The organism is Parafrankia irregularis, assembly GCF_001536285.1.
In the GTDB taxonomy this organism is placed as follows: Bacteria; Actinomycetota; Actinomycetes; order Frankiales; family Frankiaceae; genus Parafrankia; species Parafrankia irregularis.
In genome coordinates this window covers 128,475-140,734 of the sequence record NZ_FAOZ01000023.1, presented here as the reverse complement: position 1 = coordinate 140,734, position 12,260 = coordinate 128,475, and the positions used below count along the sequence as shown (strand labels likewise).

At 68.8% G+C, this 12,260-nt stretch carries 10 protein-coding genes and 1 pseudogene; 9 read left to right on the top strand and 2 right to left on the bottom strand.

Annotation, left to right across the window (positions count from 1 at the left end; translation table 11 throughout):
- Positions 1–255 (top strand): annotated as a pseudogene (locus AWX74_RS27295) (crotonyl-CoA carboxylase/reductase); the annotation flags it as partial.
- Here the strand turns inward: AWX74_RS27295 and AWX74_RS27290 are convergent.
- Positions 219–587: a GDSL-type esterase/lipase family protein gene (locus AWX74_RS27290; protein ID WP_207550425.1), complete on the bottom strand. Its 369-nt coding sequence runs from the start codon at positions 585–587 to the stop codon at positions 219–221. The pseudogene AWX74_RS27295 and the gene AWX74_RS27290 sit on opposite strands and share 37 nt — an antisense overlap.
- Here AWX74_RS27290 and AWX74_RS40885 point away from each other — a divergent pair.
- The 3 genes from AWX74_RS40885 to AWX74_RS27280 all read left to right on the top strand — a co-directional run bounded on the left by AWX74_RS40885 (position 579) and on the right by AWX74_RS27280 (position 5,445).
- On the top strand, positions 579–740 hold the full coding sequence (locus AWX74_RS40885) for a hypothetical protein (protein ID WP_207550424.1): 162 nt from the start codon (positions 579–581) through the stop codon (positions 738–740). The two genes, AWX74_RS27290 and AWX74_RS40885, sit on opposite strands and share 9 nt — an antisense overlap.
- Before the next feature lie 606 nt (positions 741–1,346).
- Positions 1,347–2,996 carry a zinc metalloprotease HtpX gene (locus AWX74_RS27285; protein ID WP_242666442.1) on the top strand — a complete coding sequence of 550 codons (1,650 nt, stop codon included), beginning with the start codon at positions 1,347–1,349 and terminating at the stop codon, positions 2,994–2,996.
- A gap of 634 nt (positions 2,997–3,630) precedes the next feature.
- Positions 3,631–5,445, top strand: a complete 1,815-nt coding sequence (locus AWX74_RS27280) for a malectin domain-containing carbohydrate-binding protein (RefSeq protein ID WP_165615797.1) — start codon at positions 3,631–3,633, stop codon at positions 5,443–5,445.
- Between the two features lie 161 nt (positions 5,446–5,606).
- On the opposite strand, the gene AWX74_RS27275 is transcribed toward AWX74_RS27280, so the two are convergent.
- Positions 5,607–6,821 carry an acetyl-CoA C-acetyltransferase gene (locus AWX74_RS27275; RefSeq protein ID WP_091282840.1) on the bottom strand — a complete coding sequence of 405 codons (1,215 nt, stop codon included), beginning with the start codon at positions 6,819–6,821 and terminating at the stop codon, positions 5,607–5,609.
- A 300-nt stretch (positions 6,822–7,121) separates the two neighbouring features.
- Between AWX74_RS27275 and AWX74_RS27270 the strand changes: the two genes are divergently transcribed.
- From AWX74_RS27270 to AWX74_RS27250, 5 genes are read left to right on the top strand one after another with little or no spacing between them, the layout of a single operon-like run.
- On the top strand, positions 7,122–7,967 hold the full coding sequence (locus tag AWX74_RS27270) for an SDR family oxidoreductase (protein WP_091282838.1): 846 nt from the start codon (positions 7,122–7,124) through the stop codon (positions 7,965–7,967).
- Positions 7,967–9,337 (top strand): aminotransferase class I/II-fold pyridoxal phosphate-dependent enzyme, encoded by a 1,371-nt coding sequence (locus AWX74_RS27265; protein ID WP_091282836.1) that lies wholly within the window; start codon positions 7,967–7,969, stop codon positions 9,335–9,337. Before AWX74_RS27270 ends, AWX74_RS27265 begins: the two co-directional genes overlap by 1 nt.
- Positions 9,334–10,284, top strand: a complete 951-nt coding sequence (locus tag AWX74_RS27260) for a diiron oxygenase (protein ID WP_165615796.1) — start codon at positions 9,334–9,336, stop codon at positions 10,282–10,284. The genes AWX74_RS27265 and AWX74_RS27260 overlap by 4 nt, the downstream gene beginning before the upstream one ends.
- 13 nt (positions 10,285–10,297) lie before the next feature.
- Positions 10,298–11,110: a tryptophan 2,3-dioxygenase gene (locus AWX74_RS27255; RefSeq protein WP_242666441.1), complete on the top strand. Its 813-nt coding sequence runs from the start codon at positions 10,298–10,300 to the stop codon at positions 11,108–11,110.
- Positions 11,107–12,141: an alpha/beta hydrolase gene (locus tag AWX74_RS27250; protein WP_091282831.1), complete on the top strand. Its 1,035-nt coding sequence runs from the start codon at positions 11,107–11,109 to the stop codon at positions 12,139–12,141. Before AWX74_RS27255 ends, AWX74_RS27250 begins: the two co-directional genes overlap by 4 nt.
- Positions 12,142–12,260 lie beyond the last annotated feature (119 nt).

Here is a 12,260-nt window from a genome sequence, read left to right as displayed (position 1 = left end):
GTGGGGTCGCATTTCGCGAACTATCGGGAGGCGTGGGAGGCGAACCGGTTGGTGGCGCGGGGGTTGATCCATCCGACGTTGTCGAGGGTGTATCCGTTGGAGGAGACGGGGCAGGCGGCGTTCGATGTGCATCGCAACGCGCATCAGGGGAAGGTCGGGGTGTTGTGTCTGGCGCCGGAGGAGGGGCTGGGTGTTCGTGACGAGCAGACCCGGGCTCGTCACCTGACGGCAATCAACCGCTTCCGCGGGGTCTGACCTGGCCCCGCCAGCTCGGAGTGCCCCCCTGCCGAACCGCCACACCTGATGGCGGCGTTGTGCGCCTGGATGCGGTTCATGGTCGCCGGTGTCGTGGACGGAATGAGCGTGGCGAGCATGACCGTCGTCCTCGGGGCGGCCTCGAAGATCCTGCGCAGCAGGGTGCGCAGCCGGTCCGGGGCACCGGCCACCGAGACGTTGCGCGCCATGTCGTTCGTGCCGATGTGCAGCGTGACGATGTTCGGCTGGTAGGTGCGGACCGTGCAGGACGCGATCTGGCTGATCTGGCTGATCGTCCAGCCAGGATGGCTGCGCCCAGAACGATGGCCCACGCCTTCCAGTTGTTCCAGTTGCCGGTAACCGCGTTCCTGATCGCGCCGCCGATGAGCGTCCCGAAGAACCCGTCGAGCGGTGTGCAGAGCACCGGGGCGGCCGCCCCCAGCGGTCCGACGGCGGCGGCCATGCAGATGAAACGGATGGCGTAGACCATCGCGGTGGTGGCGAGGAGGAGCCCGATGTCGCGCAGCCAGGCGAAGTCGGTGGCCTGCACCTCACTCACCTGGACCGTGAGGGCCAGGCCGGAGCCCGTCACGGCGGCGGAGCCGTCGAAGTCGTGCCAGGTCTCGGTCGGCGCGCCCGGCAGGTCCGCCCGGTAGGCGTCGAGCTGCTCCTTGATCGAGTCGCTCAGGAGCGGGTGGCGGGTGTTGAGGTCGTCCGCCCGATCATCCCCCATCCGCGACGGACCGTTGCCGGCCCGACGCCGTGAGCACTACCAGCGGCCACGCTTCCTCCGATTACGCGAACAGCCCCCAATCAACGGTTGTCGGGGGCAAAACGCATCAGACCACCGCAGGACCACTGAACGGTGTCCGCAACACGAACGTCAGCGTCAGACATAACGGCATCGCGCTGGATGCGGAGCAAACCTGCGACTGTTCTGGGCGGCGACAACCTGACCCGTCCCACTGCGGCGTCACTGGACAGTGCGCGAATTCAGCTGCGCAATTCTGCTGCGCCCGGATCCGGTTCGCAGTAGCGTTGTTCGGCTCGGTAGTCCCGTTTGTTTGGTCGGGCAAGTTCAGGGGGCGGGCGTGGCAGGGTATGTCTGGCGGCGTTCGGCGGCCGGGTTGTCGTTGTTGGGCGGCGTACTGATTGTGGGCTGCTGGCTGCTCACCTTCTTCACCCCCGTGCCGTTCCTCGTGCCGTTGGCCGTGGTGGCGGTCCTCGCCGTCGTGCAGTTCCTGGTGGGGCCGTGGCTGGTGGAATGGCTGGTGCCGGCGCACGAGCTGGCACGAGGCGAGGACGGGTATCTCAGCGACGAGCCGGTCGCCGCGGTGGTCGCCCGGCAGTGCCAGCTGGCCGGGGTTCCGCTGGTCCGGCTCGGCATTGTCGAGGACGGCGACCCGAACGCCTTCACCTTCGGTCATACCCGGCGCGACGCCCGGGTGTGGATCAGCCGCGGGTTGCTCGACCGCCTTGACGACAGCGAGGTCGAAGCCGTGGTGGCGCACGAGATCGGCCACATCCGCAACCGCGACTTCGCGGTGATGACGGCGGCGTCGGTGGTGCCCGCCCTGCTGTACTACGTCACGGCCGGGGCGCGCGGTGGCGACCAGTCCGGCGGGAACGACCCGGTCAGGATCCTCGGATTCGTCGTCTACCTGATTTCCGAGCTGGCGCTGCTCGGTCTTTCCCGGGCCCGGGAGCTCGGGGCCGATCATGCCTCCTGCGCGGCGACCGGTGACGGGGACGCCCTGTGCTCGGCACTGGTGAAGATCGTGTACGGGATGGGGGAGCGGGACCGGGCTCTCGCCGAGCGCGTCGCGGACCTCCGCGAGAACGACCACCATCGCCAGGCCAGGCGTCTGGCCCGTAAGGAGGGCCGGACCCGAGCGGTCGGCGCGCTCGGCATCGCCAGCGCCGGCTCGGCGCCGTCGCTGGACCCGGCCGGGCCGCAGCTGCCACCGGAGCGGCTGGTGCGGGCACTGCGCTTCGAGGTCACCAGCCCCTGGGCCCGCTGGCAGGAGCTGCTGTCGACCCATCCGCTGGTCGCGACCCGGATAGCGGCCCTGGAGGGGAGTGGCCTGCCCGGCGCTCCTCGGGTGTGGCGCGGGGTTCGGAGCGCGGCACAGGCGAGTGCCGAAGGGCGCCTGCGGGCCCGGGCGCAGTTCCTGGCGGAGTTGCCGGTGCACTTCGGCGGCTGGCTCTGCCTCGGCGCGGCCTTCTTCGCCTTCAAGGGCGATCCTGGCCAGGCCAACCTGACACTCGTCTCCGCGCTGGTGGCAGCCGCCGGCGTGCTGCTGGTGATCCGCGCGACGCTGCGGGCGCCGCTGGGCACCCCGGAGCCGGTCGCGCGGGTCGCCGACCTGCTGGACCGCCTCGACGCCGGCCCGGTCTCCGCGATACCGGTCAGGCTGCGGGGGACGATTGTCGGCCGAGGCGGATTCGTGGCCTCATCGAATCTGGTTCTTGACGACGGCAGTGCGATCGTGACCGTCGAATACGACAATCCGCTGCCCGGGGCCGGCCTGCTGTTCGGAGCCACCCGTGCCAGCTCCTTCGTCGGCGAAGACGTCGAGGTGACCGGTTGGTATCTGCGCGGCCCCGAACCGTATGTCGAGCTGCGCACGGTGAGCGGCACGGCGGCGGGCACCGTCCGGTGCTGGACGTTCGTCTCCCGCTACGTGCTCTCCGCCGCGGTGCTACTGGCCGGCGCGCTGGCGCTCACCTTCACGCTCTGAGCACGGGACCTTCCTGCCACCTGTCGAGAGGCGTCGTCTTCGCCTGTCGCCACACCAGGACGGGTGCGGCGGCACTCACCCCGGCCTCGGCCCCGGAGCAGCTGTTCCGGAGTACCCGGGTGGATTCTTCCGGCCCCGCCCGGCCGGGGATCCGCCCGGCTTTCTGAAAGCAAGATTTCCTTGTTCAGCTCGACCTGGGAATCTGCGCAGGCGCTGACCAGCGCAATCCAGCCGCAGATACGCAGAGTTACCCGAACTTCTGTGTCGGAGCCATCGCCCCGCCAGGTACAACCGTTTGGCCGGTTCCGGCCAAACGTCTTGCCGATTTTCCTCGCGTCGATAGCATGAGCGCGGCAGATTTGTTCCGGCGAATATATTTCGACGCACCATGCCTGATTTGTTTCTGGTGCTCCGGTTGAATTGTGATTGCTGCTCCCTGGTGTCGCGGGGTGCCGCCGATCCCATTTTGTGGAGAGCTTATGCCGGTTTACTGGCGCTCGCCCCGGCCGCGCGGACCGCCCGCCCGGGAATCTCGACGTCCGCACAGCCCGATATTCGTAAAGGGTGACGGTCGTGCCGTGCCCCGGTGGGTCATCACCCTGTCAGGTGTTTCCGTCATCAGGTGAGGTCCTCGGTGTTATCGAAGTTCAAGCGCTGGCGAACCCTGTGTGTCATCGGCATTTTTTCCGTCCTCACGCCGGTCATTGCCGCGTGTAATCCAATCGGCGACAGTGAGGGATTCGGCCCCTGGCCGGCGCAGTTCCGATACCGTATCGGTGCCACGTCGTCGTTCACCGACGTCGACGGAAACGTGTGGGCGCCCGATCCCGGGCCGTCGACGCAGACCTCGGGCGGGACGATCGACTACACGCCCCACTCCCTGCCGAACACGAACAACGACGCACTGTATGCCACGGAGCGGTGGGGCGTGTTCAGCTACCACTTCACGGGACTGACGCCGGGCGTGGCGGTGCTGCACATGTACTTCCGTGCGACCTGGGAGGCCGCGGAGGGCCAACGGGTCTTCGACGTGGTCGCCAACGGTGCGACGATCATGGACGAGTTCGATATCTACAAGGACTCGGGAGATGCGGCCTGGACGGCCGACGAGCAGGATCACGACGTCACGATCGGCAGCAACGGCGTGCTCGACGTGAGTTTTCCGGCTGCCACGGCGAACTACGGAGTGCTCAGCGCGATTGCATTGTCTCCGGCGATCAGTGGAGTGCCGGGCCTGAGCAGCCTGAGCGCGAGCAACATCACCGCGAGTTCCGCCCAGCTGAACGCCGTGATCGATCCCAAGAACGGGACGACCTCGTACCATTTCGAGTACGGGACGACGGCCTCGTACGGTTCCAGGGTGCCTGCGTCGAGCGACCAGTGGGTTTCTGGCACACGGTCGAGCGCGACCGTCGCCGAAACGGTGAGTGGTCTTTCACCGAGCACTACCTATCACTACCGTCTGGTTGCGTCCAACGGGTCCGGCTCGGCGTCCTCGGGGGACCAGACGTTCACGACACCTGCCGCGACGAGCTCCGGTCGCATCACACGCTCAGGTTCACAGCTTCGCCTGAACGGTGCACAGTACAAGTTCACCGGATTCAACTGGTACGGCGCGATCACCGGATGTCGGCCGGGTGAGCTGCCCACCGCCGCGGAGGCCGATGCCATCTTCGCGGCGCTTCCCGCGCACACGATGGTCCGGATATGGGCCATGCCTTCGGGTACCAGCGTGGACACCACGAGGCTGGCTGCTCTCGATGTCATCTACAACGCTGCGCATGCGCACGGCCACTACCTCGACCTGGTGCTGGAGAACGGCCTTTCGGACTGCACAGGGCTGCATCCCACCTACAGCGCGACCCCGAGCGCCGCGGAGATCGCCTGGCTGGACGCGGTGGTGACCCGCCACACCGACGAGACGGTCGCGATCATCGAGCCGGCCAACGAGGCGAACACCGGGGACGCCAACTTCAAGGCGTGGAACGACGCGATGGCCGCCCGCATCAAGGCGGACAACCCCAACGTGCTGGTCGGCACCGGAACCGGGAACAACGACTCGAACCAGAGCGTGATCCAGAACTACAGCTCCAGCTCGAACATCGACCTGATCTCGTATCACGGCTACTCCAGCCCGACGAACTCCTGCGAGGCGCGCGCCTGTACCATCACCGCCGGCGCAGCGGCTGCTCTCAACAAGCCGTGGTACGCGGGTGAGCGCGGGTTCTGCTGTGGCGGCGGCAGTACCGGAACAAACGCCGGAAACGCTCCGCTGCTGGGCCCGATGTACACGGCGTTCCTGAACAACTCGACCAATGCCGGGGTCACCTACTGGGACTTCCTCCGTGGCGGCACCGATCCGACGTCAATTACGCCCGATGTCGGCGGGGGAGCCGGTTCGCCGATGTGGAACGCCTTCAAGGCGTACTCCAACCCGTACCATGCGTGATGCTCGTTAGGATGGCCTGAGGTTTCGGTGAAAGCGGTTCCCGGCTACCCGGGGACCGCTTTCATCAGCGCATCTGAGCACGGGACTCACCTCCACACTCCGTCCCGCGCTCAGCGGCCTTTGAGGTTCAACGGCCTTTGAGGTTCAGCGGCGTTCGAGGGTCAGAGGCGTTCGAGGATGAGAGCCATGCCCTGGCCGCCACCGACGCACATGGTGATGAGACCGGTGGTCCTGTCGTGCCAGTCGAGGCTGTTGAGCATCGTGTTCTGCAGGCGGGCGCCGGTCATCCCGAACGGGTGGCCGACGGCGATCGCGCCACCGTTGACGTTGAGCCGGTCGATGTCGATGCCGAGGTCCCGGTAGGACGGGATCACCTGCGCCGCGAAGGCCTCGTTGATCTCCACGAGGTCGATGTCGTCGATGGTCATGCCCGCGTGGGCGAGTGCCCGCTTCGAGGCCTCCACCGGACCGAGGCCCATGATCTCGGGTGAGAGGCCGGAGACGCCGGTGGCGACGATCCGGGCCAGCGGGGTGAGGCCGAGCTCGGCGGCCTTGCTGTCGGACATGACGACGACCGCCGCGGCGCCGTCGTTCAGCGCGCAGCAGTTGCCTGCCGTGACGGTGCCGCTCTCGCGGAAGACCGGCTTGAGCTGGGAGACGGCCTCGTAGGTCACGCCCGCGCGGGGGCCGTCGTCGGTGGTGACGACGGTGCCGTCCGGTGTGGTGACCGGGGTGATCTCCCGGGCCCAGAATCCGTCCGCGATGGCCTTCTCCGCGAGGTTCTGCGAGCGGACGGCGAACTCGTCCATCTCCTGGCGGGAGATGCCGCGCAGCGTGGCGACGTTCTCGGCGGTCTGGCCCATCGCGATGTAGACGTCGGGGAGCAGGCCGTCCGCACGGGGGTCGTGCCAGGTCTCGTTGGAACTGGCCGTCGCCGCGGTGCGCGTCTGTGCGTCGTCGAAGAGGTGGTTGACGGTGTCGGGGATGTGGTCGGAGGTGCCCTTGCCGAACCGGGAGACGGTCTCGACGCCGGCCGAGACGAAGATGTCGCCTTCCCCGGCCCTGATCGCGTGGAAGGCCATCCGGGTGGTCTGCACCGATGACGAGCAGTAACGGGTGATGGTGGCGCCGGGGACGGCATCCCACCCGTTGAGGACGCCGACCACGCGGCCCATGTTGTTGCCCGCCTCGCCGCCGGGCAGCCCGCAGCCGAGGAGCAGGTCGTCGATGCTGTTCGGGTCGAGCCCGTGCACCTTCTCGACGACGGCCCGCGTGATGAAGGCCGCGAGGTCGTCGGGCCGGAGGTCCTTCAGGGACCCCTTGCCCGCGCGACCGATCGGCGTGCGTGCCGCAGCGACGATGACTGCCTCAGGCATGCGACCGTCTCCCATCCGTGATCAGCATTGGTGGGCGCCTTGGGTAAGCGCCCGCTTAGGATGGCGCCGGGTGGCCGCACTGTCCAGCGGTGCTACTGCTGCTTCGCAGGTCACGAATCCGCAGATGCGGAGCAAAACTGCTGCTAGAGTTCGCCTCTGCGGATATGGATCACCTGTGTCGTCGCAGCCGACACGTTCTCGGCCCGGACGGCACGCCTCGTCCGACCCGCCTGTCCCTGCGTGCCCTGATCGCAGGGCATGGCAGACCCGACCACTGGCGATGCCTCAGGAAAGGACGCGATGCCGCGAAACGTTCTGGTGACCGGCGGGTCGAGTGGGGTGGGCCTGGCCACCGTGGCGCGGTTCGCCCGCGCCGGGGACAACGTGTGGTTCACCTATCACTCCAGGCGGGACGCCGCGGAATCGATCACGAAGGATCTGTGCGGCGGCGGCGAGGTGCGTGCCTTCGAGTTCCGCCAGGGGGAGCGGGAAAGCCACGACAGCCTGCTCGCGGCGCTCCCCGGGCCGGTCGACGTGCTGGTCAACAACGCTGCTGTGGGCACCCGCAGCATCGAACGGTACGTCGCGGATCCACTCGACCGGGACGAGGCGTTTCTGCGGATCAACAGCATCGGCCCGCTGTGGCTGATCCGGCAGGTTCTGCCGGGGATGCTGGAGCGTGGCCACGGGAAGATCATCAATATTTCCAGCGTTGGCGGCGGCCTGGCCCAGTTTCCCGGTTTCGACATCGTCGACGGTATGAGCAAGGCGGCGCTGACCTACCTCACTCGCCATCTCGCGGCCCAGACGGCGCATTCCCCGGTCGATGTGATGGCGGTCTGCCCGGGCGCGGTCGACACCCCGATGCTGCGGGAAAGCACCCTGGACGGGTTGTCACCGCGGGCCCGGCTCGACCTCGAGGCGAGCCTGCCGAAGGGCAGGCTGATCCGGCCGGAGGAGATCGCGGAGCTGGTGTGGTGGCTGTGCGCCGACGGCTCCGGTGTTCTGCACGGCGCGGTTGTCGACGCGTCGATGGGCCTGGGAGTGCACCCGGGGCTGCTCACCGCACGGCAGCTCACCGGGCGGCACGCGGAGACCGGAGCGGAAGCCGACGAGGCCCCGGGTCGACGCCCGGTGGGTCTGTGATGGTGTCGAGGCGCGCGGCGGCGTTGGCCGCCCAGCCGCCGGCGATCGCCGTCGCCCACTTCCGCGCCGAGGCGTACCCCTATGACGCGCGGCTGCGCCCCGACGGGTACATCAACCTCGGGACGGCGGAGAACCGCCTGGTCTGGGACCTGCTGGCCCCGCGGCTGACCGCCCGGCGGGCGCTGACCGCCGCGGACACCCACTACGGCCCGCTGCACGGCACCGACGCCTTCCGTCAGGAGCTCGCCCGCTTCCTCGGCGGCGTCTGCCGGACGGAGATCGACCCCGACCACCTCGTCGTCGTCAGCGGCGTGACCGGTGCCCTCGACGTCATCGCCACCGTCCTGTGCGACCCGGGCGAGGCGATCGTCGTGCCCGCCCCCTACTACAGCGCGTTCGACGTCGATCTGGTCGGGCGTTCCGGAGCCCGGCTGCTACCCGTACCCGTGCGGGCTGACCAGGGCTTCCAGGTAACGCCCGACGTGCTGGACGAAGCCCTGGCCGCGGCGCGGGCAGGTGGGGTCACCGTCCGTGCTGTGGCCCTCGCGTCACCCGGCAACCCGGTCGGTCATGTCCTGCCCCCGCGGGTACTGCGCGAGATCGTGGCGGTCGCGGCGCGGCACGGGGTGGACGTCGTCGTGGACGAGATCTACGCGAACTCCGTGTTCGGTGACAGCTCCTTCGTCAGTGCCCTCGACCCCGAGGCTGGGGCGGCCGGAACCGGACGGGTCCACGTCGTGTGGGGCTTCGCGAAGGACTTCGGACTGCCCGGCCTCAAGATCGGCGTCCTGTGCAGCCCGGATCCGCAGGTCTGCGCCGCGGCGCGAGCGCTCGCCTACTTCGCCGCGACCTCGACCGACACCCAGGCCCTGCTGCGGGACCTGCTTGCCGACCGGGAGTGGGTGATCGGTTTTCTCGCGGAGAGCCGTCGCCGGCTCGGCCGCGCCTACAGGTCGGCGGCCGGTCTGCTGACGGTCGCGGGCATTCCCTTCGTCCCGGTGGAGGCGGGGTTCTCCCTGTGGGTCGATCTGCGCGGGTGGCTGACCGAACCCACCTTCGCCGCCGAGGACGAGCTGTGGGCGCGAATCCTCGACGAGGCCCGTGTCAACGTGCTGCCGGGCCGCCTCTTCGCCAGCCCGGATCCGGGCTGGTTCCGGCTCTGCTTCGCCACCGCGCCGGCGGTCGTGTCGCAGGGCGTCGACCGCATCGCTCGCCTGCTCGGCGGCCTGTGCGCGTCCGTGCCGGCGTCCGCGTCCGCGTCCGCGCCCGAGGCCGAGGCCGCGACCGAGCCCGTGTTCGAGGCCGAGCCCGCGTTCGCGTTCCGTTCCGCCGACCGCGGCCGGTATGAGAGCGCCGAGGGCCGGCGATGACGACGAAGCCGCCGCGGTCAGACCCGGGCGCGGGCGCGCCGATGAAGGACTGGTACGACGCGGCCGGGGTGCGCGGTGGAACCCGGCGGACCTTCCACCGGGAGCTGGAGGAGGGGCTGGTCTTCTTTCCCCCTGAGCTGGTTCCCTACCTGGCCCACGAGGCCGTCCGTACGCTGCCGGACTCCGCGTCGCGGGAACTCACCGTCCGTCATCTGTACCAGTTCCTGCTGTCCGCCACCGAGCTGGAAACCCGGGTCGTGAACCGCGGCGCGGAGCTGATCGCCGGCAACCGGCTCGGTTTCGAGGTGCCCCGTTCCCACCGGCTGGACGCCTACAAGATCTACTGTGACGAGGGTTATCACTCCCTGTACAGCCTCGACCTGGCCGACCAGATCGCCACTGTCACCGGGATCCCGATTCCCCGGTGGGACTACGGTGGTTTCGTCGAACAGCTCGACCTGGCCGCGCACACCATTCTGCCCGATGAGCCGACGCTCGCTCACCTGTTGCAGACGATCGTGTTCGAAACGCTGATAACAGCGGTTCTCAACGAGGTTCCGACGAATCCCGGGGTGGTCACCGCGGTCCGGGACGTCACCCGGGACCATGCCCGTGACGAGGGGCGCCACCATCGTTTCTTCGCGGGCTTCTTCCACCTTCTGTGGTCCCAGCTGGAACCCGCGCTGCGGACCCGGGTGGGCCACGCGCTGCCACCCCTGATCGAGGCCTGCATCGCCTGGGACGCCGCCCCCGTCCGATCGTCCCTCCTGCTCGCCGGCCTCGACGAAGCCACCGCCGACGGCGTGCTCCGGGACGTCTACGGCGGCACCGCCACCGCCAGCCGGATCGGCGCGGTCGCGCAGGCCACCCGGCGTATGTGTGAATCCGCCGGTGTTCTCGACCTTCCTGCAGTGAGAGAGACCTTCGCCGTCCATGGCATCGAGTGAGGACACCGCCACCGTGCAGCCTTCTGTCGATCAGGCTTCTGTCGGCCGGGACAACGGTCTCACGTACGCCAGCTATCTTCGTCTTTCCGAAATGCTCGACCAGCAGCGGTGCAGGAGCCTGCCGGTCGCTCACGACGAACTCCTCTTCATCGCCGTCCACCAGGTGTACGAGCTGTGGTTCAAGGTTCTGCTGTTCGAGCTGGCCGACGTCCGAGACAGAATGCTCGGCGGTGACACCTACCGCGCCCGCCTGCGACTGCGCCGCTGCCATGAGATCGAGCGCGTGCTGGTGAACCAGGTCGATGTCGTCGACACGATGACCCCGCACGGTTTTCTGGAGTTCCGCGGCTCGCTCGGGACGTCCAGCGGCTTCCAGTCGGCGCAGTTCCGTGAGATCGAGTTCCTCTCCGGTGCCGACGACCACGGCTGGCTGGCCCGGGCCGGCTGGCTGACCGCCGAGGATCGTCGGCGGCTGAGCCGGCGCCTGGCCGAACCGGACCTGTGGGACGCCTTCGTCGTCCTGCTGACCAGGGCCGGCTTCCCCGTCGCCACCGCGTCGCAGCGATCCGCGGCCCTGTGCGAGATCGCGGCCGGGGATGATCGGTACAGCGAGCTGTGGGAACTCTCCGAAGCCCTGATCGGGCATGATCAGATGTGGTCGAGCTGGCGCCAGCGCCATCAGCTGACGGTGCTGCGACAGCTGGGGGTGAGACCCGGGACGGCCGGTAGCGCGGGCGCGAGCTATCTGGCGGGCCGGGCCCAGCTCAAGTTCTATCCGGAGCTCTGGGAAGCGAGAACCTGCTTCGGCGGATCGGCCCCGGTATGACCGCCGCCGGGAGGATCGACGCCGCCACGACCGCTGCCGCCACGACCGACGCCGGCACGACCGCTGCCGCCGCGACCGACGCCGGCACGACCGACGAACGAGCCCTGCGCGACCGGGCGTACTCGCCCAGCCTGACCGTGCCGGACCTGCGGACCTGTCTGCGCGCGTACGCGGACGGTTCGGCGCGGGCCCGCGCAGACCTGGCCTGGCAGGAGATCCCCTACGGCGCCGGCCCCGACCGGATTCTGCACTTCTTTCCCGCAGTCTCCGCGTTCCCCGCGGCTGCGCCCGGACCCGAGCCCGCGGCGCCGCTGCAGATCTTCATCCACGGGGGCTACTGGCAGGAGCTGAGCGCGGCCGACTCGTCCTTCGCCGCCCCGGACTTCGTCTCGCGCGGCGCGGCTTTCGCCGCACTCGGCTATGGGCTGGCACCCGCGAACCGGCTGGACGAGATCGTCGCGATGGTCCGCGAGGCCGTCCTGTGGCTGTTCCGGAACGTTGCCAAGCTGGGCGTCGACCCGCGGCGGATCTTCGTGAGCGGATCCTCCGCCGGGGCCCATCTTGCCGCGATGTGCCTGGTGGACGGATGGCTTCCCGCCCCGCTGCACCCCACCGACGTGATCCGTGGTGCCTGTCTGCTCAGCGGAATCTACGATCTGGAACCGCTGCGTCACACGTACGTGGGGGAGCAGATCAGGCTCACCGCCGCCGAGGCGGCCCGCAACAGCCCGTTCCACCGGCTCCGCGGAACCGGCGCCGTCCCATCGTTGATCATCGCTCGGGGTGACAACGAGACGTCGGCCTTCGCCGCCCAGCACCGGCAGTTCGTCTCGGCACTGACCGGATCCGGCATCGCGCCGGTCGATCTGGTGGTGCCCGGCCGGAACCACTTCGATCTTCCTGAGACTCTCGGCGACCCAGACGAGCCGCTGGGGAGGGCAGTCCTCGCACAGATGGGCCTGCCTCAGCGGGCAGCGGCCTCTGCCCACGGCTCACCGCGGCCGCGACAGGATGACGCGGACCGCCCCTGAAGGCCATCCGGCTGGCCGACGAAGCATGGCACTTGGCAATCCGCAAGAAGCGAGGATTTCGGTTGCCGCAGCAGCCAAGATCCTCCATTCTTCGTCGGGAGCAGCGATGCGCGGGCGCG

What these genes read in the sequence shown, in the direction of transcription:
- AWX74_RS27260 (WP_165615796.1), top strand. Translation starts at nt 9,334, where the DNA reads ATGACGACGAAGCCGCCGCGGTCAGACCCGGGCGCGGGCGCGCCGATG.
- AWX74_RS40885 (WP_207550424.1), top strand. Translation starts at nt 579, where the DNA reads ATGGCCCACGCCTTCCAGTTGTTCCAGTTGCCGGTAACCGCGTTCCTG.
- AWX74_RS27270 (WP_091282838.1), top strand. Translation starts at nt 7,122, where the DNA reads ATGCCGCGAAACGTTCTGGTGACCGGCGGGTCGAGTGGGGTGGGCCTG.
- AWX74_RS27265 (WP_091282836.1), top strand. Translation starts at nt 7,967, where the DNA reads ATGGTGTCGAGGCGCGCGGCGGCGTTGGCCGCCCAGCCGCCGGCGATC.
- AWX74_RS27250 (WP_091282831.1), top strand. Translation starts at nt 11,107, where the DNA reads ATGACCGCCGCCGGGAGGATCGACGCCGCCACGACCGCTGCCGCCACG.
- AWX74_RS27275 (WP_091282840.1), bottom strand. Translation starts at nt 6,821, where the DNA reads ATGCCTGAGGCAGTCATCGTCGCTGCGGCACGCACGCCGATCGGTCGC.